Consider the following 20,938-nt stretch of genomic DNA (forward strand, 5'->3'; position numbering starts at 1 on the left):
TTGGAGTGGAAAGGGTTTGCCAGCGAGTATCCCACGCCGATACCACTGAATTTCTGTCCGGTCGAGGTCTGGGAGAATGGCACCGTCAGGCTTTTGTGCATCGGACGGCGACGTCGGGCGCACGACAGGGCGCAACGAGCAAGCACCAGGAAGAGGAAGGGCCGATCGTGGCTCAGCAGAGCACCGAGACCGACTGGGTCTCCAGGTTCGCGGACGAGGTCATTGCCGAGGCGGAGCGCCGCGCCCCGGGCAAAGTGACATCAGGTGCTCCCGCACCGGTGATCGTCTGCGCCTCGGGCCTGAGCCCGTCCGGCCCGATCCACCTCGGCAACCTCCGCGAGGTCATGACCCCGCACCTGGTCGCGGACGAGATCCGCCGCCGCGGCCACGAGGTCCGTCACCTCATCTCCTGGGACGACTACGACCGCTACCGCAAGGTCCCGGCCGGCGTCGCGGGCGTCGACGACTCCTGGGCCGAGCACATCGGCAAGCCGCTGACCTCGGTACCGGCGCCCGCCGGCTCCGCGTACCCGAACTGGGCCGAGCACTTCAAGGCCGCCATGACCGAGGCGCTCGCCGAGTTGGGCGTCGAGTACGACGGCATCAGCCAGACCGAGCAGTACACCTCCGGCGTCTACCGCGAGCAGGTCCTGCACGCGATGAAGCACCGCGCCGAGATCGACGCGATCCTCGGGCAGTACCGCACGAAGAAGAGCCCGGCCAAGAAGTCGCAGAAGCCGGTGGACGAGGCCGAGCTGGAGGCCGCCGAGGGTTCCGGAGCGGCCGCCGAGGACGACGGCAGCGGCGGCTCGGCGGGCTACTTCCCGTACAAGCCCTACTGCGGCCGATGCGAGAAGGACCTCACCCTCGTCACCTCGTACGACGACGAGACCACCGAGCTGGCCTACACCTGCACGGCGTGCGACTTCGCCGAGACCGTCCGGCTGAGCGAGTTCCACCGCGGCAAGCTGGTCTGGAAGGTCGACTGGCCGATGCGTTGGGCCTACGAGGGCGTGGTCTTCGAGCCGTCCGGTGTCGACCACTCCTCGCCGGGCTCGTCCTTCGTCGTCGGCGGTCAGATCGTCCGCGAGATCTTCGACGGCGCCCAGCCCATCGGCCCCATGTACGCCTTCGTCGGCATCAGCGGCATGGCCAAGATGTCGTCGTCCAAGGGCGGCGTCCCCACCCCGGGCGACGCGCTGAAGATCATGGAGGCGCCGCTGCTGCGCTGGCTCTACGCACGCCGCAGGCCCAACCAGTCCTTCAAGATCGCCTTTGACCAGGAGATCCAGCGGCTCTACGACGAGTGGGACAAGCTGGCGTCCAAGGTCGCCGACGGCTCGGCGCAGCCCGCCGACGCCGCCGCCTACAAGCGCGCCGTCGGCACCGCCGCCGGCGAGCTGCCCACGACGCCGCGCCCGCTCCCGTACCGCACCCTGGCGTCCGTCATGGACATCACCGCCGGCCACGACGAGCAGACGCTGCGGATCCTGAGCGACCTGGACCCCGCCAACCCGGTCGCCTCGCTGGACGAGACCAGGCCGCGGCTCGACAAGGCCGAGTACTGGATCACCAGCCAGGTCCCGGCCGAGCAGCGCACCATCGTGCGCGACGAACCCGACCAGGAGCGGCTCGACGCCCTCGACGACCAGGGGCGCGCCTCGCTGCGACTGCTGCTCGACGGGCTGGACGACCACTGGTCGCTGGACGGCCTGACCACCCTGGTCTACGGCGTGCCGAAGATCCAGGCGGGCCTGGAGCCGGACGCCAAGCCGACGCCGGAACTCAAGGTCGCCCAGCGCGGGTTCTTCGCGCTGCTCTACCACCTGCTGGTGGGCCGGGACACCGGGCCGCGGCTGCCCACCCTGCTGCTGGCCGTGGGCGCCGACCGGGTGCGCAAGCTGCTCGGCGGCTGAGCGGGCCGGCCTGCCGCTGAGTCGTACGGCCCGATGCCGGCGTGCGACTTACGGATGAGGACGGGCTCGGCCCCGGGGACGAGGATCCCCGGGGCCGAGCCCGTCACGCTATGGGCATGAGGGGATTCATCGGATTCATCGCCATGCTCCAGGGGGCCGTGGCCTTCATCGGCCAGGTCTTCTTCGACAAGAGCTGGGGACTGCTGTCCCACTTCTTCGATCTGCCCGCCGCCGCCCACCTCGGCGTGTTCGCGGTCGGCGCGGGGCTCGCCGTGTGGGGGGACATCGACAAGAAGCGCAAGGAGAAGCAGGCGGGGTCGGGAGCCGTCGGCTGAGGGGGGTCCCGTGGTCCTCGGCCAGGAGCCGGGCTACGGGATGTGCCCGGTCTCGGCTACGGGATGTGCCCGGTCTCGGCTCCGAGAAGTGCTCCGTATCGGCTACGGGATGTGCTCGGTCTCCATCTCCATACGGAAGCGCGCCTGGAAGTCCCGTACGAACGTGCGCAGGTAGTTCTCGGTCAGCGGGCCGCCGTCCCGCCCCGTCACCCCGTAGGAGTCGAGCAGATAGCGGGCGAACTGCCGGGTGTCGGGGAAGTAGTTCTTCTCCGCGACGTAGGTGCGGTACGCGCCGTAGTACGCCTCGTCGCGCGGGACGTCGTCGGGGAGCGCGGAGACCGGGGGCAACGACTCGGGTTCGGGCTCGGGTTCGGGGACGTACCCGCGCTGCTCGGGGAGCGGCAGCGGGTCACCGGCACTGCCCAGGGGGCGACTGCGCCCGGGGCCGACGGGGACGGTCAACTGGCTTGCCACGGCGGCCGGTTCGGGGGCCGGGGGCGAGGCCGCGAAGTCGCCGGTGGCCTCGTAGGCGGCCCCGCCGGTGATCTCTGCGTCGCTCTGGGCCCGGAGGGCGGCCCTGTCGGCGGTCTCGGTGGCGGTCTCGGTGGCCGTCCCGGTGGCGGCCCGGCCGGCGGTTTCGCGCACCGGCTCCGGGGTATCGGCCGCCGGCGCCTGCTCCGCGCCCGGTCGGGGCACCACGGCAGGCGTGGACTCCGCCACCACCCCCACCGGCATCAGTACGGGCGGAACGATCCCCGCGGCCGTCAGCCCGGCCGGCGCCGTCCTCGCCAGCGGCACGCCGTACCGCGCCAGCCGCAACGGCATCAGCGACTCGACCGGCGCCCGGCGCCGCCACGCGCGCCCGTAGCGGGCCCGCAGCCGCGCCTGGTAGACGAGGCGATCCTGTTCGAGCCGGATGACCTCGTCGTAGCTGCGCAGCTCCCACAGCTTCATCCGTCGCCACAGCCGGAACGTGGAGGGGAACGCCAGCAGCCAGCGGGTGAGCCGCACGCCCTCCATGTGCTTGTCGGCCGTGATGTCGGCGATCCGGCCGACGGCGTGCCGGGCGGCCTCGACGGCCACCACGAACAGCACCGGGATCACCGCGTGCATCCCCACACCCAGCGCGTCGGGCCAGGCGGCCGCGCCGTTGAACGCGATCGTCGCGGTCGTCAGCACCCATGCTGTCTGGCGCAGCAGCGGGAACGGGATACGGATCCAGGTCAGCAGCAGATCGAGTGCCAGCAGCACCACGATCCCCGCGTCGATGCCGATCGGAAAGACGACGGAGAAGCTTCCGAAGCCCTTCTTCTCGGCCAGCTCGCGCACCGCCGTGTACGAGCCGGTGAACCCGATGGCCGCGATCAGTGCCGCCCCGGCGATGACCACACCGATCAGGATGCGGTGCGTTCGAGTCAACTGCGCCGTCTTCGTCGCGGACACCCGCGGTCCTCCCCGGCCTCGGCGAAATGGCGCGCCTAGCGTGGCACACGGCGATCCGGCGCCGGAGAGGGCCCTGGGCGGCCGGCGGTCAGCCGTTCGTCTTGACGGCGGCCCCGACGGCCTCCTTGGCGGCGGACTGGGCCTGCTTCAGCAGGTCGGCCTTCTTCGGGGCGTCGGCACCGGCCAGGCCGGCGCCGTTGTAGTTGACCGTGACGACGATGTTCGACGTGCGGGCGACGACGGTGGTGTTCTTGAAGGCGTTGCCGTCCTTCTTCACGTCGTACGTGACCGCGGTGGCCTCGTCGCCCGTGCCGGAGGTCTTGGTGGTCTCCAGCTTCTTGGCGCCGGAGGCGTCCTTAGCGTCGGCGACCTGCTTGGCGTAGAACTCCGTGGCCCGCTTCTCGCCGGAGCCGACGTTGGGGTTGGGGTCGGAGTCGTAGCGCTGGAAGGCGACGTCGAGCCAGCGGAACTGGGTGCCGTCGACGCCGTTCTCGTCCGAGCTGTTCCACGAGCAGGTGCCGTGCGCCGTGACATCGGCGGACTCGCCCTGGTCGCCGGCCTTCTCCTTGGCCTTGGGCACCAGCTTGCCGAGGGTGTCCTTGGAGAACGCCTGACACGGGTTCGGCAGCTTCTTGAACTTGGCGGCAGCGACGGTCGGCGACGGGCTGGCCGACTTGCCGGGCGCCGCGGACGATTCGGTGGAGCTCTTGGTGTCCGAGCCGGAGCAGCCGGCGACGAGCATCACCGGGACTGCTGCGCAGGCGAGAAGGCTGGCGAGTCGCTTGGCTGATCGGTGCATGGTTCCTTCGCTGTTCGTCGTCGTGACTGCGGCCCCTCTCGCGCACGAGGCCGTACGAGGCCGTACGAGGGTCCGCACGGGGCCGGGGCTAGACGGCACGGTACGCGGCGGAGCGGGGCCGGTGACCGTTTCGTGTCGTTCGGCCAGGTGAAGAATCAGCGCCAATCCCATAGATGCCGGGCTACTGGCGCCATTCGCGCAATTCGGGCTATTCGCTCAGGTTGTCGGCCAGCTCGCCGGCCAGTGAACGGGCCTTGTCCTGCAGTTCCTGGCTCTCCGGCAGATTGGCCTTGTCCGTGGACCACTGGTCGTAGGTGATCGTCACGACGACGTTCGACGTGCGAAAGACCACAGTGACGTCGCGGTGCACTCCGGAGTCCGCGGTCGCCAGATCGTCGTTCAGGAACGCCGCGTCCCCGAGATCGGCCAGGACGCGCGGCGCGGTGGAGGCGTCGGGGGCCGTGCTCGCCTCGGCGGACGGCGACGCGGGGCTGCCGGATGCCTTCCCCTTGGCGTCCGCCGGGTCCTTGGCGTCCGCCGGGCCCTTGGCGCCCTTGCCGGACTGCGCCCGCGGCTTGCCCTGGGTGGACGGCGGCGGCGTGGTGGGGGTGCCGGATCCGTCGGACGGGATTTCGGCGGCCGACTCCTTGCCGGTGTAGATCTCCTGCGCCCGGTCGTCGTCGCTGACGGCCGGGTCGTACGAGACCACCCGCACGATGTCGAGCGCCAGGTGGCGGGTGCCCTCGGTCGTCTCGCGCTTCCAGCGGCAGCCGACGCGGCGGTCGGTGTCGTAGGTGACGTCGGGCTGGCCGGCGTAGATCTTCTCGGTGTCGGCGCGCGAAAGCTGCCGGTCGTCGCCGGGCAGCAGGTTGCGTACGGTGCTGCGCGCGGGGAGCCCGCAGGCCTCCGGGAGGGTTTGGTAGCGGCCCGGCTCGGCGGCCTGGGCCGAGGTCGAGGCGTCGCCGCTCTTGGCGTCGGTGGCCCCGCCGTCGGTGCTGGAGCCGCCGGTGCAGCCGGTGAGGCCGACGGCGAGCGCCGCGGCGGCCATCAGTGCGGCACCGGGGACGAACGACTTCCGTTGCGTGGTGCGTCGCATCGTTCGCGGCTCCTTTCCTGTGGAGTCCCCCACGAAATGTGGTTGCCGCCGAGCGGCGGCCGATGGACACAATGTCTACCGCACGTCCCGCCGCGGACGCCGGTCGACTGTCCAAGATCAGATGAGTTGTCCGTGATTTGCGTTTTATCTGCTTTTCGGGGGAATGGGGGAGTTATGCCGTACACCGAAGTGCCCGGTGCGCAGGTACCGATCCGGATGTGGACGGACCCGGCCACGGTCGAGGACGGCGCGATGCAGCAACTGCGCAATGTCGCCACGCTGCCGTGGATCAAGGGCCTGGCCGTGATGCCGGACGTGCACTACGGCAAGGGGGCCACCGTCGGCTCGGTGATCGCGATGCACGGAGCGGTCTGCCCGGCGGCGGTCGGTGTCGACATCGGCTGTGGCATGAGCGCGGTCAAGACCTCGCTCACCGCCAACGACCTCCCCGGCGATCTCTCCCGGCTCCGCTCCAAGATCGAGCAGGCGATTCCGGTCGGGCGCGGCATGCACGACCACGCGGTCGACCCCCGTCGGATGCACGGCTTCGCGACGGCGGGTTGGGACGACTTCTGGGCGCGGTTCGACGGGGTGGCCGAAGCGGTCAAGTTCCGTCAGGAACGGGCCACCAAGCAAATGGGCTCGCTGGGCGCGGGCAACCACTTCTGGGAGCTGTGCCTCGACGCCGACGATGCGGTGTGGATCATGCTGCACTCCGGTTCGCGCAACATCGGCAAGGAACTCGCCGAGTACCACATGGGCGTGGCCCAGAAGCTGCCGCAGAACCAGGGACTGGTCGACCGCGACCTCGCCGTCTTCATCGCGGACACCCCGCAGATGGCGGCGTACCGCAACGACCTCTTCTGGGCGCAGGAGTACGCGAAGCACAACCGCGACATCATGATGGCGCTCTCCCAGGACGTCGTCCGCCGCGAGTTCAAGAAGGCGAAGGTGACCTTCGGCGACGTCATCTCCTGCCACCACAACTACGTGGCGGAGGAGCGGTACGACGGCATGGACCTGCTGGTGACCCGTAAGGGCGCGATCCGCGCGGGCAGTGGTGAGTACGGCATCATCCCGGGTTCGATGGGCACTGGCTCGTACATCGTCAAGGGCTTGGGGAACGCCGCGAGTTTCCACTCCGCCTCGCACGGCGCCGGCCGCAGGATGAGCCGCAACGCGGCCAAGAAGCGCTTCTCGACGCGGGATCTGGAGGAGCAGACGCGGGGTGTGGAGTGCCGTAAGGACTCCGGCGTCGTGGACGAGATCCCCGGCGCGTACAAGCCGATCGAGCAGGTCATCGACCAGCAGCGGGACCTGGTGGAGGTCGTCGCCAAGCTCAAGCAGGTCGTCTGCGTGAAGGGCTGAGGGGCAGCACGCCACGTGATCGACAGGGCCCCGGACCGGATGTGGTCCGGGGTGGTCGGCGCAGGTGGCGGGCGCGGCGGCGACGATGTCCTCGTTCAGGTTTCGACCTTCGACCACGACCTGGAGCGACCGCCGCCCGCAGCACGCCTCATGGCGTCAGCACGGCGTCAGCTGTTCTGGCCATGCCACTGTTCTGGCCATGCCTCCCGGTCTTGACTGGACAGAGTCAAGACGCAACTAGAAGATCGTCGGGCAGCAGTGCTGCAGGCATCGTCGGGGGCGGGCCAGTGAAACCTGTTTTACCTCCGAGTCACGCCGCGTCGGCCCCCTGACACATCGGAGGAAATCCACAGATGAGCTTCGGCAACCCGCACAACCCCTACGGCCAGCAACCGCCGCAGGCCCCGTACGGAGCTCCGCAGCAGCCGGGACAGTACGGCTACCCGCAGCAGGCCGCGCCGGGCTACGGCCACCCGCAGCAGCCGGGGATGGGGCCCGTCGGGCACGGGGCGTACGGGGCGTACGCGAGCTGGGGTGCCCGCTTCGGTGCCACTCTGATCGATTTCCTGATCGCCGTAGTCGTGCCGATCATCATGGTCGCCATCTCGATGCTTCTCAGGCACACATGGGGCTCGGACTGCGAATACCTCGACATTGGGTGCACGAACGCCGCGAAGAGAGAAATACTCCCCTTCATAGTCGCCCTGTGGGTGCTCGCCTTCCTGTGGCTCGTCGTCGCCAACATCTTCGTCCTCGTCAAGGAGGGCAAGGGCGCGTCGCCGGGCAAGAAGGCCATGAAGATCCGGCTCATCCGCGAGGAGACCGGCCGGCCGCTCGGCTTCGGCAGGGCCCTGCTGCGCCGGATCTGCCACGGGCTGGACAGCGCGCCGTGCAGCATCGGCTACCTGTGGCCGGCGTGGGACGCCAAGGGCCAGACCTTCGCGGACAAGGTCATGCGCACCGTGGTCGTCAGCACGGAGTAGGTCAGGGCCGAGTAGGTCAGGACCGAGTCGGTCGGTGCCGAGCCGGCCGGCGTCGAACCGGCCGGCGGTCGCGCCCATCCCGTCCGAAGGCCCCCTCGCATGCGCGCGAGCGGGGCCTTCGCGGCGCTCGGCCGGGACACCGCGGCGCGGCGCCGGAAGGGTGCGGCGCGGCGCCGGAAGGGCGCCGCGCCGCGGTGTCAACGGGCCCGGTGGACCTTGGAGTTGGATGCCTGCGCACGCGGACGGACGACCAGGAGGTCGATGTTGACGTGCGGTGGGCGGGTGACGGCCCAGGTGATGGTGTCGGCGACGTCGTCCGCGCTGAGCGGCTCGGCCACGCCCTCGTAGACCTTGGCGGCCTTGGTGCTGTCGCCACGGAAACGGGTGGTGGCGAACTCGTCGGTCTTGACCATGCCGGGCGCGACCTCGAGGACCCGTACGGGCTCGCCGCACAGTTCCAGGCGCAGGGTTTCGGCGATGACGTGTGAGCCGTGCTTGGCGGCGACGTAGCCGCCGCCGCCTTCGTAGGTGCCGTGGCCCGCGGTGGAGGACACCACGACGACCGTTCCGTCGCCGGAGGCGGTGAGGGCGGGCAGCAGCGCCTGGGTCATGTGGAGCACGCCGAGGACGTTGACCTCGTACATCGCGCGCCAGTCGGCCGGGTCGCCGGTGGCGACCGGCTCCGCGCCCAGGGCGCCGCCGGCGTTGTTGACCAGCACGTCGATGGAGGGGTAGCGGTCGAGGGAGGCCGCGAAGGCGTCGACGGCGGCGCGGTCGGTGACATCGAGGGCGTATGCCTCGGCGTGCGGCAGCTCGGCGGCGAGCGCCTCGATGCGGTCCTTGCGGCGGGCGGTCAGGACGACGCGGTATCCGGCCGCGGCCAGCTGCCGTGCGGTCGCGGCGCCGATGCCGCTGCTCGCTCCGGTGATGACGGCGGTGCGGCCCTCGGCGATATGGCCCTCGGCGGTGCGGTCGTCGGCGGTCATGCTTTCTCCTTGGGCCAGGACGGTGTGCGGTCCCCTGGGGCTGATCGAGCCGGGAGCCGACGGGCGGTAGACGGCCAGGATATGCAGGCGGCGTCACCGGCCCCGTGGGGCGTACATGATCACTGCCATGCCGGCCAGGCAGATGAGCGCGCCGATGACGTCCCAGCGGTCGGGGCGGTAACCGTCCGCGACCATGCCCCAGGCCAGCGACCCGGCGACGAACACGCCGCCGTACGCGGCGAGGATGCGACCGAACTCGGCGTCCGGCTGGAGAGTCGCCACAAAGCCGTACAGCCCCAGGGCGATCACCCCCGCGCCGATCCAGACCCAGCCCCGGTGCTCCCGGACCCCCTGCCAGACCAGCCAGGCTCCGCCGATCTCGAAGAGAGCGGCGACCACGAACAGGGCGATGGAGCGGGCGATCAGCATGGACGCCAGGGTAGAGAGCGGACGTCCGGGCAGTGCCGGGCGCGTGCCCGCGGGGGCCGGTGTCGGTCCCCTGTGAGAGCTTCGGGGCATGCTCATCGAACGTGCCTACGTGGACCTCCCGCAGGGCGGGGACGCGGCCCCGGACGGCTGGCCCTGGACGGTGCCGTGCGTACGGCAGCTGGTCGAGGAAGGGCTGACGTTCCGAGCGCCGGTCACCTTCCTCGTGGGGGAGAACGGCTCGGGAAAATCGACGGTGGCGGAGGCGCTGGCCGAGGCTTTCGGGCTGGATTCGTACGGTGGGTCGGCGGGCTACAAGTACGCGAGTTCGCGGGCGCCGTCGGAGCTCGGTGGGCTGCTGCGCTTCGATCCCACGCACGCCGGGCGCCGGATGGTGCGGGGGCCGCGCACCCGCCGCCGCGGATTCTTTCTGCGGGCCGAGACCGCGCTGGAGGCCCTGAGCGCCGAGCGCCGGGCGCAGCGGCTGTCACAGGACCCGGACGAGCTGAGCCACGGGGAGGGCTTTCTGCTGGCCTTCCGTGAGCGGTTCGCGCAGCCGGGGTTGTATGTGATGGACGAGCCGGAGGCGGCGCTGTCCTTCTCCTCCTGTCTTCAACTGGTGGGCCTGATGGACGAGTTGGCTGCCATCGGTGCGCAGATCGTCTGTGCCACGCATTCGCCGGTGCTGACGGCGCTGCCCGGCGCCGGGATCGTCGAATTCGGAGAGCACGGCATGCGCCCGGCCGAGTGGGCGGAGCTGGGCCTCGTCGATCACTGGCGCCGCTATCTGACCGATCCCCGGGCCTATCTGCGGCATGTGCTCCACGGCTCATGAACCGACGGTCCACGGCTTTTCGTGAACCGTCATGAGCCGACGGTCCACAGCGCTTCGTGAGCCGGCGGTCCGCGGCTACGAACCAGCGGCGACCAGCGGGCCGGACGGGCCGGCGTCCGCGCGCGCGTCGGCTGCCCCGGTCCAGCGTATGAGAGCGGTGCGCAGGGCCGCGGCCCGCTCGGCAGGGCTGGTGGCGTCGGTGGCCCAGGCGACATAGCCGTCGGGGCGGACGAGCAGGGCCGTGCGGCGGTCGCTGCGCCAGGCGGCGGTGATGACGTTGTCGGCGGCGGGGCGTGGGGCGCCGGGCTCGCCGGCGGGGGTGATGAGGACGAACGCGCCCCGGCGGAGGAGTTCGTAGAGCCGGCTGCCGTCGGCCAGGCGGATGTCAGGGGCGCGCCGGCCGGCCAGGGGATGGGCGCCGCGCGCGGCGCCATAGGCGATGTCGATACCGGAGACGGCACCGATGGCGCGGCGGGACAGCGGCGGCAGGTGGTTGATCAGCTGGGCGGCGAGCGCGCGGACCGCGCGGCCCGGCAGCGAGCGCACCAGCGCGAGCCGGATGATCGCGCCGCTGCTGCGGAGCACCGCTTTGCCCACCGGGTGCCGCTCGCTCTCGTAGCTGTCCAGCAGGGTGTCGGGGGAGTGGCCCTTGAGCACTGCCGCCAGCTTCCAGCCGAGGTTGGCCGCGTCCTGGAGGCCGACGTTCATGCCCTGGCCGCCCGCGGGGGAGTGCACATGCGCGGCGTCGCCGGCCAGGAGGACGCGGCCGACGCGGTATGCGGGGGCCTGGCGTTCGTCGCTGTGGAAGCGGGAGATCCAGCGCGGGTCGTGCATGCCGTAGTCGGTGCCGAGGGCGAGCCGGGCGACCTCACGGACCTCGGCGAAGTCGGCCGGGGTGTCGTCGTCCGCCTGGGCGTGGCGGTTCCAGCCGATGATGCGATACCAGCCGTCGCCGAACGATGCGGCCAGTGCGAAGGCGTCGCGGGTGGCGTTGACGGTGAAGGGGGACGCGGGCTCCTGGGCCAGCCGGACATCGGCGAGGACCACGGACCGGATGACGGCCTTGCCGGGGAAGGGCAGCCCGACGGCCGAGCGGACGGTGCTGCGGGCGCCGTCGGTGCCGACGACGTAGGGGGCGCGGACGCTGCCGAGGCCGTCGCCGTCGCGGAGGCGCACCGTCACCGCGTCCGTGTCCTGGTCGAGGCCGAGGACCTCGCAGCCGTGGCGGAAGGTGACACCGGCCTGCCGGGCCCGGCGCTCCAGCAGCCGCTCGACCTCGAACTGAGGGGTGATCAGCACGAACGGGAAACGGGAGGGGAGCCGGCCCGGGACGAGGGTGGCCCTGCCGAAAGCGGCGAGGCGGTCGAGCCGGTGTCCGCGGGCGATCAGCTCGTCGGCGAGTCCACGGGCGTCGAGCTGCTCGAGCGAGCGGGCGTGCACGGCCAGCGCGCGGGTGAGATTGCTGATCGTCTCGGGCCGGCGCTCCAGGAGCGTCACCCGCAGTCCCGCTTCGGCGAGATCGCCGGCGAGCAGCAGCCCGGTCGGGCCGGCGCCGACAACCACGACGTCGTCGAGCGGGGGAGTCGGGGGAGTCGGGGGCTCGGTGGTCGCGGGGGTCGTGGTCGGGTCGGTGGTGCCGGACTCGCGGTGGGTTTTCGTCATGGCGGCCTCCAATGCCCACAGGTGTTGGTCAACGCTTGTTGGCAACGGTAGGACCCGCGCGACTGGCATGTCAACACGTGTTGGCCTACATTTGTTGGCATGGCCGACCGCAGACCCTCCGACGCCCGAGCGTTCACCCCCGATGTCGCCGTCGACCCACTTCCGGTGACGCCGGTCGCCCCCGACGCCGGACACCGCCCGCGCCCCAGCCGCTCCGCGGCCACCCGTGCCGCGATCCTCGCCGCCGCCCGGGACCGCTTCGCCGCCGACGGCTACGAACGCGCCACGATCCGGGCCATCGCGAAGGACGCGGGCATCGACCCGTCGATGGTGATGCGCTACTACGGCAACAAAGAGGGCCTCTTCGCGGCTGCCTCGGAGATCGACATCAAGGTCCCCGATCTGACCCGGGTGCCGCTCGGCGAGATCGGTGCCCGACTCGTCCGACACTTCATCGAACGCTGGGAGGGCGACGAGACGCTGACCGGCATGATGCGCGTCGGCGTCACGAACGAAGCCGGCGCGGAGCGGATGCGGGGGATCTTCGCCGACCAGATCGAGCCGGTGCTCGAGGCCGTCTGCCCGGTGCCCGAGGAGGCGGAGACCCGCGCCGCGCTGATCGCGTCGCAGATCCTGGGCGTGGCACTGTGCCGTTATGTCCTGCACATGCCGTCCGTCGTCGCTCTCGGCCACGACGAGCTCATCGCCTGGCTCGCCCCCACCGTGCAGCGCTACCTGACGGCCGAACGGCCCTGAGGCTCCGCCCCCGAACAGCCCCGAGGGCCCGGCACGAACGGCCCCGAGGGCCCGGCACGAACGGCCCTGAGCCCTCTGCCCGGAGCGGCCGGAGCGGCCGGAGCGGCCCACCCTGCGCCCGCCTGCCCGCCCGCCGGCCGTTGCTCAGGACGACGACCGCTCCACCACCCGCCCCACATGTTCCTCGAACACCCGCCGTGCCTCCGGTGTCAGCGTCCGCAGGGCCACCATCGCCGTGAGGATCACATCGCACAGCTCGCTGCGGACGTCGTCCCAGGTGTGGCTGTGGCCCTTGCGCGGGTTCTGCCCCACGGCCCCGATGACGGCTTGCGCCACTTCACCGGCCTCCTCCGACAGCTTCAGGATCCGCAGCAGCCGCTCCTGTTCGGGCGGCAGCGCACTCTCGTGGTCGAGCCAGCGGACCAGCCCTGCGACGGCCTCCCACACGGCCGCCCCTTCCCACGGATCCGGGACATCGGACGCAGCATCAGACATGGCCCGATTGTGCCGCGCCGCCCCCTGTCCCTGCCTAGGGTGTGGAACAGGACAGCAGTACGGGAGGCCGTGGATGCACCAGCCGACGCCCGAAGCCCTGATCGACTTCTACGGGCTGACTCCGCTGCCGCGCGAGGGCGGGCGGTTCCGCCGCACCTGGGCCGGCCCCGAGCGCGCCGACGGGCGCCCGGAAGGGTCGGCGATCGTCATGCTGCTGACCTCCGAACCCGGCGACTTCTCCGCGCTGCACCGGCTGCCGGCCGACGAGATCTGGCACTTCTACCGAGGCGATCCGCTCACCCTGTTGCTGCTGCACGAGGACGGCACCGGCCGGACCGCCGTCCTCGGCCCGGACATCCTGGGCGGCCAGCATGTGCAGTTCACCGTCCCGGCCGGCACGTGGATGGCCGCCCGGGTCGCCGACGGCGGATCCTGGGCACTCTTCGGCTGCACCATGGCCCCCGGCTTCACCTTCGCCGACTACGAACACGGGGACGCCACCGAACTGAGCGCGCGCTTCCCCGGGGAGGCGGCGCGGATCGCCGTGCTGAGCCGGCCATGACAGAGGCGACGCCCCCCTGTGGGTCCAGCAACGACGGTGAGGGGGCGGCTGCTCCCGAGGGGCCCGCGGGCTGCGGAAGTTCGCCCGAAAGCGTGCCCGAGCGGCCGGGCCATCAGGGCCGTCGCGGCCATCCGGGCCACGGTCACCGCGGGGATCCCACCCGCCCCGGACATCACGGCCGCCCCGGGCCCGCCCACGGCCCCGCCCGGACGGCCCTGCCCGATCTCACCGGACAGGTCGTCCTGGTCACCGGCGCGGCCGGCACCATCGGCCGCGGTGTCGCGCTCCGCTTCGCCGCCGCGGGCGCCGCCGTGGTGGCGCACTACCGAACGGCTGCCGATGCCGCCCGGGCCCTCGTCAAGCAGATCGAGTCGGGCGGCGGGAGCGCCCTGGCACTGTCCGCCGACCTGGCCGCCGAGGAGGAGTGCCACCGCCTGGTGACGGAGGCGGCGGCCTGGCGCGGCCGGCTGACGGCCCTGGTCAACAACGCGGGCGTGCAGCCGACTCAAGAACTGCCGGGCATGACGCTGGCCGACTGGCGGGCGGTGGCGGACCTCAACGTGCACAGCGTCGTCGCCTGCACCCAGGCCGCGGCGGCCGTCCTGCGGGAGGGCGGCGGGTCGGTCACCCATATCGCGTCCATCGAGGCGCACCGCCCGGCGCCGCACCACGCCCACTACAGCGCGGCGAAGGCGGCGGTGGTCATGCACGCCCGCTCGGCGGCGCTGGAGTACGGGCCGTACGGCATCCGCGTCAACAGCGTGTCCCCGGGGCTGATCGCGCGTCCCGGGATCGAGAACGACTGGCCGGAGGGCGTACGGCGCTGGCAGGAAGCGGCGCCCGCCGGACGGCTCGGCCGGCCCGACGACGTGGGCGACGCCTGCGTCTTCCTCGCCTCCCCGATGGCCTCCTGGATCACCGGCCACGACCTCGTCGTGGACGGTGGCGTCTCCGCCCGCCCCGGGTGGTGAGGGGCACCACCCCGCCCGGCGTCCCGCACCACTCTTCGCAACGCCGTCCGGTAGGCAGTTGCGACGGCATCGCAGCTGGTCATGAGCCCTGTTTCGGCAGTGGCCGCAGGGGAGTCGGCGTGCCACGGTGGAGTACATGGAGCGACACCACCACCCGCACGACGGACCGCGCCGGCCTGCCGTCCGCCACCGGGTCGCGCACCTGCTGAAGCCGCACGGCCACCAAGCGGCGGACAAGACCGACCCGGCCATGGAGAGCTCGGCCGAGGGCCTGCGCACCCTGTGGGTCTCGGTGGCCGTACTGGGCCTGACCGCCGCGGTGCAGGCCGCGGTCGTCGCCTGGTCGGGGTCGGTGGCACTGCTGGGCGACACCGTCCACAACGCCGCCGACGCGCTGACCGCGGTGCCGCTGGGCATCGCCTTCGTCCTGGGCCGGCGGGCGGCCGACCGCCGCTACACCTACGGCTACGGGCGGGCGGAGGACCTGGCCGCGGTCGTCATCGTGCTGACGGTCGCCGCGTCGGCAGTGGTGGCCGCCTGGCAGGCCGTCGACCGGCTGCTGCACCCCAGGGACGTGACCCACCTGGGCGCCGTGGCGCTGGCCGCGGTGGTCGGGTGCGTCGGCAACGAATGGGTGGCCCGCTACCGCATCCGCACCGGCCGCAAGATCGGCTCGGCGGCGCTGGTCGCCGACGGACTGCACGCCCGGACCGACGGCTTCACCTCGCTCGCCGTCCTGTTGGGGGCGGGCGGTACGGCACTCGGCCTGCCTGCCGCCGATCCGGCGATCGGCCTGCTCATCACCCTGGCCATCGCGCTGGTCCTACGGGACACGGCGCGTGAGGTCTGCCGGCGCCTGATGGACGCCGTCGACCCGGAACTGGTCGAACGGGCCGAGCGCGCGCTGCGCGGCGTGCCGGGGGTGCGGGACATCGGGCCGGTGCGGATGCGCTGGATCGGCCATACGCTCCGGGCCGAGACGGCGATCGTGGTCGATCCGCGGCTGTCGGTGGTGGCGGCGCACCGGCTGGCGGTGGCCGCCGAGCACGCACTGATCCACGCGGTGCCGCGGCTGACCGCGGCCACGGTGCACACCGACCACGCCCCTCTCGACGCGACCGCCGCCGACCCGCACGCCGCGCTGGCACACCATCGCCATCACGCCACCGCTTGACGGCCCACTCCGTGGGGGCGGGCCCGCAGCCGCGCCGGAGAGCGGCCTGAACGGAGCGGCCTGAACCGGAGGGCCTGAGCGCGGAAGTGGAGCGCCACGGCCCGACCGGAGCGGTCGGGCCGTGGGGCCCGAGGCGTGGGTCAGGGCCACACCAGGCAGTACGCCTGATGGCCCGCCTCGTGCAGCCGGTGGCTGAAGTCCTGCCACTCGTGCAGGAGCTGGTAGACGCCGTAGGCGTCGCGCGGTCCGCCGCGGTCGGGAACGGTGGACCAGATGAAGGCGGCCGCGCCGACCGATTCCTCGCCGACACCGCGCAGCGGGTCGACCACGGTCATGGGGAGCTTGACGACGGCGTAATCCGGGTGCAGGACGACCAGCTCGAGCGGGGGAACCTTATGGAGCGGTATGCCCTCTATACCGGTGAGGACCATCGCGGCCATGGTCTCGGGCTTGATCTTGGTGAACATGCCGCCCATCCCGAGCTCGTCACCGCCGAGTTCCTCGGGACGCATCGAGATGGGGACCCTGGCCGCCGTGGCGCCGTTGGGTGCGCCGAAGTATTTGTACGTCACCCCCATGCGGCCGCCCCTGTTTTCCCCGACCGTGCTGCCCTCGTCGTCCTCGCGCCGGTGACGGCCGCGCTGGGCGCGCTCGGGACCCCGGTCATTGGTCCCCTCACCCAGTTCGCCACCGCGATGCATATCTCCACCCGACCACTCGCAGCTCCAGCCGCGCAACCCGATCATCGTCCCAGAGACCTCCCCCGTCACCGGCGCGTGAAACGCCCGGCCACGCGCCCCGGTACGGCTCTGAGACCATTGCTTGCGTGACTTACTCGTACGTCGCCCCAGTTTTGCAGACGCACGGGGCCTGACGCCCGGTCGAGAGCGAGAGGAATCAAAAAGGGACCGAGATGGAACCGAGTGGCGCCCCTGAGGGGTCCGCGAGGGGAATCCGTACCGTTGTCAGCCGGGCCGTGTCCGTGTGCCGCCGCCCTCCCTCCGTTTATGCAGGTCAGGATCACAGTGTCTTTTCCGTATGAAGCCCCTGTTTCGCAGTCGCTGTTCGACCGGGCGTCCGTGGTGACCCCGGGCGGCGTCAATTCCCCGGTGCGGGCGTTCCGGGCCGTGGGTGGTACGCCCCGGTTCATGGTGTCCGGTACGGGTCCGTATCTCACTGATGTTGATGGTCGTGAATACGTCGATCTGGTGTGTTCGTGGGGGCCGATGATCCTCGGCCACGCGCACCCCGAGGTGATCGCCGCGGTCCAGGAGGCGGTCGCCCGCGGCACGTCCTTCGGCACGCCCGGCGCCGGCGAGGTCGAGCTGGCAGAGGAAATCGTCGCCCGTATCGAGCCGGTCGAGCAGGTGCGGCTGGTGTCGTCGGGCACCGAGGCGACGATGTCGGCGATCCGGCTGGCGCGCGGCTTCACCGGCCGGGCCAAGGTGATCAAGTTCGCGGGTTGCTACCACGGGCACGTCGACGCGTTGCTGGCCGCGGCCGGTTCGGGCGTGGCGACCTTCGGTCTGCCCGACACGCCCGGGGTGACCGGCGCGCAGGCCGGCGACACCATCGTGCTGCCGTACAACGACATCGAGGCGGTCCGCGCCGCGTTCGCCGCGCACCAGGGCGAGATCGCGTGTGTGATCACCGAGGCGTCGGCGGGCAACATGGGCGTGGTGCCGCCGCTGCCGGGCTTCAATCAGGGCCTCAAGGACCTCTGCACCGCCAACGGCGCGCTCTACATCTCCGACGAGGTCATGACCGGCTTCCGGGTCAGCAAGGCCGGCTGGTACGGCCTCGACGGCGTCCGCCCGGACCTGATGACCTTCGGGAAGGTGATGGGCGGCGGCTTCCCGGCCGCGGCGTTCGGCGGCCGCGCGGACGTCATGGCGCACCTCGCGCCGGTCGGCCCCGTCTACCAGGCGGGCACCCTCTCCGGGAACCCGATCGCCACCGCCGCCGGTGTCGCGCAGCTGCGGCTGCTGGACGACGCGGCGTACGAGAAGGTCGACGCGGTCTCGGCCGAGCTGCGGGGACTGGTCGGCGAGGCGTTCACCAAGGCGGGTGTGGCACACCGCGTCCAGGTGGCGGGCAACATGTTCTCGGTCTTCTTCACCGACCGGGACGTGACGGACTACGACAGCGCCAAGGCGCAGGAGTCGTTCCGCTTCACCGCCTTCTTCCACGCCATGCTGGAGCAGGGCGTCTACCTGCCGCCGTCGGCCTTCGAGTCGTGGTTCGTGTCGACCGCGCACGACACGGCGGCCGTGGAGCGCATCGCCGCCGCGCTGCCGTCGGCCGCGCGGGCCGCCGCCGAGGCCACCGCATGAGCGGGCCGGACCGGGAGACGGGTGACATGAGCAGCGACGACATCACCGTGGTGCATCTGATGCGGCACGGCGAGGTACACAACCCCGAGGGCGTCCTCTACGGGCGCCGGCCCGGCTATCACCTCTCCGATCTGGGGCGGAAGATGGCCGACCGGGTCGCGGAGCATCTGGCGGAGCGGGACATCACCCATGTCGTCGCCTCCCCGCTCGAGCGGGCGCAGGAGACGGCGCTGCCGGTCGCCGGTGCCCATGACCTGGAGCCGGCCACCGACGAGCGGCTGATCGAGGCGGGCAACGTCTTCGAGGGCAAGACCTTCGGTGTCGGTGACGGCGCGCTCAAGAATCCGGGGAACTGGAAGTACCTGACGAATCCGTTCCGGCCCTCGTGGGGCGAGCCGTACATCGAGCAGGTCGTCCGGATGATGGCGGCGCTCGGTGCGGCGCGGGACGCGGCGCGCGGGCACGAGGCGGTGGCGGTCAGCCATCAGCTGCCGATCTGGATCGTGCGCAGCTTCGCCGAGCGGCGGCGTCTGTGGCACGACCCGCGGAAGCGGCAGTGCACGCTGGCCTCGCTGACGTCGTTCACCTTCCACGGCGACAAGCTCATCTCGGTCGGCTACACCGAGCCCGCGCGTGATCTGGTTCCCTCCCATCTTCTGGCGGGCGGCAAACCCGTCAAGGGAAAGGCCAAGGCTTTCGGGGCCTGATGACGCCTCAATTGGCGGTACGTCAATCGAGGACCGAAAAAGAGATTTGAGCGAGTAAACCGGAACCCCGGCGTTCGACATGCCCTCTACTCGGTTGTCCGTTTATATGGACAACGAGTACGGCGAGTACGGATGGGGTCACGGTATGCGCGCAATGAGTCGGCGGGACCTGCTGGGCATGGGAGTTGGAGCAGCGGCGGCCTTCGGCATAGCAGGCTGCTCCTCGTCCGATTCGGGCGAGGAGGCGGACAAGCAGCGGGTGCAGAACTCGGTGCAGGCCCGTTCAAAGCTCATCGGTGACGGCTCGACCGCCAATTCAGGGGCGCAGCCCAATCAGCCCAAGCGGCCCGAACGGCTGGAGCCCGGCCAGACCCCGCCGCAGTTCGTGGTGTTCTCCTGGGACGGCGCGGGAGAGGTCGGAAACGGCCTCTTCCCGCGCTTCCTCAAACTCGCGAAGGACCATGGCGCGGCCATGACGTTCTTCCTCTCCGGCCTCTACCTCCTGCCGGAGTCCAAGCGGCACCTCTACGAGCCGCCGAACAACCGGCGCGGCGCCTCCGACATCGGCTACCTCACCGATGACCACATCAAGGCGACGCTGAAGAACGTGCGCACGGCGTGGCTGGACGGCCACGAGGTCGGCACCCACTTCAACGGCCACTTCTGCTCCGGCTCCGGCGCCGTGAAGCACTGGACGCCCCGGCAATGGCAGTCCGAGATCGACCAGGCGGTGGATTTCGTCACCAAGTGGCGTACGCATACGGGGTTCACGGACATAGAACCGCTGCCGTTCGACTACCGCAAGGAATTGGTCGGCGGCCGCACCCCCTGCCTGCTCGGTCAGGAAAACCTGCTGCCGACCGCCAAGAATCTCGGATGGCGCTACGACGCCAGCTCGCCCGGCGGTCTGCAGATGTGGCCCAGGAAAAAGCTCGGCATCTGGGACTACCCGCTCCAGCAGATTCCCTTCCCGGGTCACTCCTTCGAGGTCCTCTCGATGGACTACAACATCCTCGCCAATCAGTCGCGGAACTCCACCAAGGCCCCGCCGGTGAACTACCCCGGATGGCGGCAGCAGGCCACCGACGCCTACATCGCCGGATTCCGCAGGGCCTACGAGACGAACCGCGCGCCGTTCTTCATCGGCAACCACTTCGAGCAGTGGAACGGCGGGATCTATATGGACGCCGTCGAGGAAGCGCTCAAGCGCATCGCGAACGAGAGCAACCGGGACGTGCATCTGGTGTCGTTCCGGCAGTTCACCGACTGGGTCGACGCACAGGACCCGGAGGTACTGGCCAAGCTCCAGCGGATGGGGGTCGGCGAGCGGCCGGCCGGCGGCTGGAACTCCTACCTCTCGGCGGCCTGAGTCCGTACGCCGGCCCGAGCCCGTACGTCTGACATGCCCCTTTGCGCCGGGTGCCACCGGGTGAGGGGGGGTGTGGAAGATCCGGAATCGGCCCATGCGAAACTTTTCACATGAGTGCCTGCCGTCCACGCCGCACCAGTCGTCGCCGTCTCGCCCTGTTCGGCGCAGGGGTCGCGGTGGCTTCGCTGACGCTGAGCGCCTGTGGTGAAGGCGTCTCCGGCGGCTCCTCCCAGACCAGGTTCGTCCAGGGCAAGAACGGCATCGACACCGTGCCCAAGGCCGACCGCCAGCCCGCGCCCGACCTGTCCGGTGAGACCACCACCAGCAAGAAGCGGCTCGACGTCGCCGACTACAAGGGCAAGGTCGTCATCCTCAACGTCTGGGGATCGTGGTGCGGGCCGTGCAGCGCGGAGGCGCCGAACTTCGCCAAGGTCGCGAACGCGACCAAGGCCAAGGGCGTCCAGTTCATCGGCATCAACACCCGCGACAACGAGAAGTCGCAGGCGGTCAGCTTCGAGGAGCTGCACAAGATGCCGTACCCGAGCCTGTACGACCCGACCGGCAAGCTGATGCTGCGGTTCCCCAAGGGCAGCCTCAACCCGCAGGCCATCCCCTCCACGATCGCCATCGACCGGCACGGCAGGATCGCCGCCCGCTCGCTCGGTCCGCTCACCGAGGGCGATCTGCGCAAGATGATCGCCCCACTGACCACCGAGAAGTGA

The 20,938-nt window shown here is 70.9% G+C and carries 21 protein-coding genes; 13 read left to right on the top strand and 8 right to left on the bottom strand.

All coding sequences use genetic code 11. The annotated features are described in order from the left end of the window. Positions 1 to 167 precede the first annotated feature (167 nt). Both lysS and ACGFML_RS20610 read left to right on the top strand, forming a co-directional pair. A complete protein-coding gene (lysS, locus tag ACGFML_RS20605; protein WP_393545652.1) occupies positions 168 to 1,916 on the top strand; it encodes a lysine--tRNA ligase in 1,749 nt (582 codons plus the stop codon). Between the two features lie 116 nt (positions 1,917 to 2,032). After that, positions 2,033 to 2,251, top strand: a complete 219-nt coding sequence (locus ACGFML_RS20610) for a hypothetical protein (RefSeq protein ID WP_393545654.1) — start codon at positions 2,033 to 2,035, stop codon at positions 2,249 to 2,251. A 102-nt stretch (positions 2,252 to 2,353) separates the two neighbouring features. On the opposite strand, the gene ACGFML_RS20615 is transcribed toward ACGFML_RS20610, so the two are convergent. From ACGFML_RS20615 to ACGFML_RS20625, 3 genes are all read right to left on the bottom strand, one after another. Next, complete coding sequence (locus ACGFML_RS20615) at positions 2,354 to 3,694, bottom strand: DUF2637 domain-containing protein (RefSeq protein WP_393545656.1); 1,341 nt, start codon at positions 3,692 to 3,694, stop codon at positions 2,354 to 2,356. Between the two features lie 88 nt (positions 3,695 to 3,782). Next, on the bottom strand, positions 3,783 to 4,493 hold the full coding sequence (locus ACGFML_RS20620; RefSeq protein WP_393545658.1) for a DUF3558 domain-containing protein: 711 nt from the start codon (positions 4,491 to 4,493) through the stop codon (positions 3,783 to 3,785). Between the two features lie 208 nt (positions 4,494 to 4,701). Then, positions 4,702 to 5,589 (bottom strand): hypothetical protein, encoded by an 888-nt coding sequence (locus ACGFML_RS20625; RefSeq protein WP_393545660.1) that lies wholly within the window; start codon positions 5,587 to 5,589, stop codon positions 4,702 to 4,704. Positions 5,590 to 5,763: 174 nt separating this feature from the next. Between ACGFML_RS20625 and ACGFML_RS20630 the strand changes: the two genes are divergently transcribed. Both ACGFML_RS20630 and ACGFML_RS20635 read left to right on the top strand, forming a co-directional pair. Beyond that, positions 5,764 to 6,957, top strand: coding sequence for an RtcB family protein (locus ACGFML_RS20630; RefSeq protein ID WP_393545661.1), 1,194 nt, complete (start codon positions 5,764 to 5,766; stop codon positions 6,955 to 6,957). 353 nt (positions 6,958 to 7,310) lie between these two features. Beyond that, positions 7,311 to 7,940, top strand: coding sequence for an RDD family protein (locus tag ACGFML_RS20635; protein ID WP_393545663.1), 630 nt, complete (start codon positions 7,311 to 7,313; stop codon positions 7,938 to 7,940). Between the two features lie 197 nt (positions 7,941 to 8,137). On the opposite strand, the gene ACGFML_RS20640 is transcribed toward ACGFML_RS20635, so the two are convergent. Further along, positions 8,138 to 8,926 (bottom strand): SDR family NAD(P)-dependent oxidoreductase, encoded by a 789-nt coding sequence (locus ACGFML_RS20640; RefSeq protein WP_393545665.1) that lies wholly within the window; start codon positions 8,924 to 8,926, stop codon positions 8,138 to 8,140. A 93-nt stretch (positions 8,927 to 9,019) separates the two neighbouring features. Continuing rightward, a complete protein-coding gene (locus tag ACGFML_RS20645) occupies positions 9,020 to 9,355 on the bottom strand; it encodes a YnfA family protein (RefSeq protein ID WP_393545667.1) in 336 nt (111 codons plus the stop codon). Positions 9,356 to 9,443: 88 nt separating this feature from the next. On the opposite strand from ACGFML_RS20645, the gene ACGFML_RS20650 reads away from it, so the two are divergent. Further along, entirely contained in the window at positions 9,444 to 10,187 is a 744-nt protein-coding gene (locus tag ACGFML_RS20650) for an ATP-binding cassette domain-containing protein (protein WP_393545669.1), read from the top strand. A gap of 75 nt (positions 10,188 to 10,262) precedes the next feature. Here ACGFML_RS20650 and ACGFML_RS20655 read toward each other — a convergent pair whose 3' ends face one another. After that, positions 10,263 to 11,849, bottom strand: a complete 1,587-nt coding sequence (locus ACGFML_RS20655; protein WP_393545671.1) for an FAD-dependent oxidoreductase — start codon at positions 11,847 to 11,849, stop codon at positions 10,263 to 10,265. A gap of 165 nt (positions 11,850 to 12,014) precedes the next feature. Between ACGFML_RS20655 and ACGFML_RS20660 the strand changes: the two genes are divergently transcribed. Then, the gene (locus ACGFML_RS20660) at positions 12,015 to 12,605 is read left to right on the top strand and encodes a TetR family transcriptional regulator (RefSeq protein ID WP_393546379.1); all 591 of its coding nucleotides are present in this window, start codon (positions 12,015 to 12,017) and stop codon (positions 12,603 to 12,605) included. 144 nt (positions 12,606 to 12,749) lie between these two features. On the opposite strand, the gene ACGFML_RS20665 is transcribed toward ACGFML_RS20660, so the two are convergent. After that, positions 12,750 to 13,100, bottom strand: a complete 351-nt coding sequence (locus ACGFML_RS20665) for a MazG-like family protein (protein ID WP_393545673.1) — start codon at positions 13,098 to 13,100, stop codon at positions 12,750 to 12,752. A 73-nt stretch (positions 13,101 to 13,173) separates the two neighbouring features. Between ACGFML_RS20665 and ACGFML_RS20670 the strand changes: the two genes are divergently transcribed. From ACGFML_RS20670 to ACGFML_RS20680, 3 genes are all read left to right on the top strand, one after another. Further along, the gene (locus tag ACGFML_RS20670; protein ID WP_393545675.1) at positions 13,174 to 13,662 is read left to right on the top strand and encodes a cupin domain-containing protein; all 489 of its coding nucleotides are present in this window, start codon (positions 13,174 to 13,176) and stop codon (positions 13,660 to 13,662) included. Positions 13,663 to 13,877: 215 nt separating this feature from the next. Continuing rightward, the gene (locus ACGFML_RS20675) at positions 13,878 to 14,633 is read left to right on the top strand and encodes an SDR family NAD(P)-dependent oxidoreductase (RefSeq protein WP_393546381.1); all 756 of its coding nucleotides are present in this window, start codon (positions 13,878 to 13,880) and stop codon (positions 14,631 to 14,633) included. 136 nt (positions 14,634 to 14,769) lie between these two features. Further along, the gene (locus ACGFML_RS20680; protein ID WP_393545676.1) at positions 14,770 to 15,807 is read left to right on the top strand and encodes a cation diffusion facilitator family transporter; all 1,038 of its coding nucleotides are present in this window, start codon (positions 14,770 to 14,772) and stop codon (positions 15,805 to 15,807) included. A 140-nt stretch (positions 15,808 to 15,947) separates the two neighbouring features. Here ACGFML_RS20680 and ACGFML_RS20685 read toward each other — a convergent pair whose 3' ends face one another. Next, positions 15,948 to 16,508 (bottom strand): hypothetical protein, encoded by a 561-nt coding sequence (locus ACGFML_RS20685; RefSeq protein WP_393545678.1) that lies wholly within the window; start codon positions 16,506 to 16,508, stop codon positions 15,948 to 15,950. A 324-nt stretch (positions 16,509 to 16,832) separates the two neighbouring features. Between ACGFML_RS20685 and hemL the strand changes: the two genes are divergently transcribed. From hemL to ACGFML_RS20705, 4 genes are all read left to right on the top strand, one after another. Next, positions 16,833 to 18,140: a glutamate-1-semialdehyde 2,1-aminomutase gene (hemL, locus tag ACGFML_RS20690; RefSeq protein WP_393545679.1), complete on the top strand. Its 1,308-nt coding sequence runs from the start codon at positions 16,833 to 16,835 to the stop codon at positions 18,138 to 18,140. Between the two features lie 26 nt (positions 18,141 to 18,166). Continuing rightward, on the top strand, positions 18,167 to 18,847 hold the full coding sequence (locus ACGFML_RS20695; protein ID WP_393545680.1) for a histidine phosphatase family protein: 681 nt from the start codon (positions 18,167 to 18,169) through the stop codon (positions 18,845 to 18,847). Positions 18,848 to 18,992: 145 nt separating this feature from the next. After that, positions 18,993 to 20,216 carry a hypothetical protein gene (locus ACGFML_RS20700; RefSeq protein WP_393545682.1) on the top strand — a complete coding sequence of 408 codons (1,224 nt, stop codon included), beginning with the start codon at positions 18,993 to 18,995 and terminating at the stop codon, positions 20,214 to 20,216. Positions 20,217 to 20,326: 110 nt separating this feature from the next. Then, positions 20,327 to 20,938 (top strand): TlpA family protein disulfide reductase, encoded by a 612-nt coding sequence (locus ACGFML_RS20705; RefSeq protein WP_393545684.1) that lies wholly within the window; start codon positions 20,327 to 20,329, stop codon positions 20,936 to 20,938.

Source organism: Streptomyces sp. NPDC048650, from assembly GCF_043199095.1.
Lineage (GTDB): Bacteria > Actinomycetota > Actinomycetes > Streptomycetales > Streptomycetaceae > Streptomyces.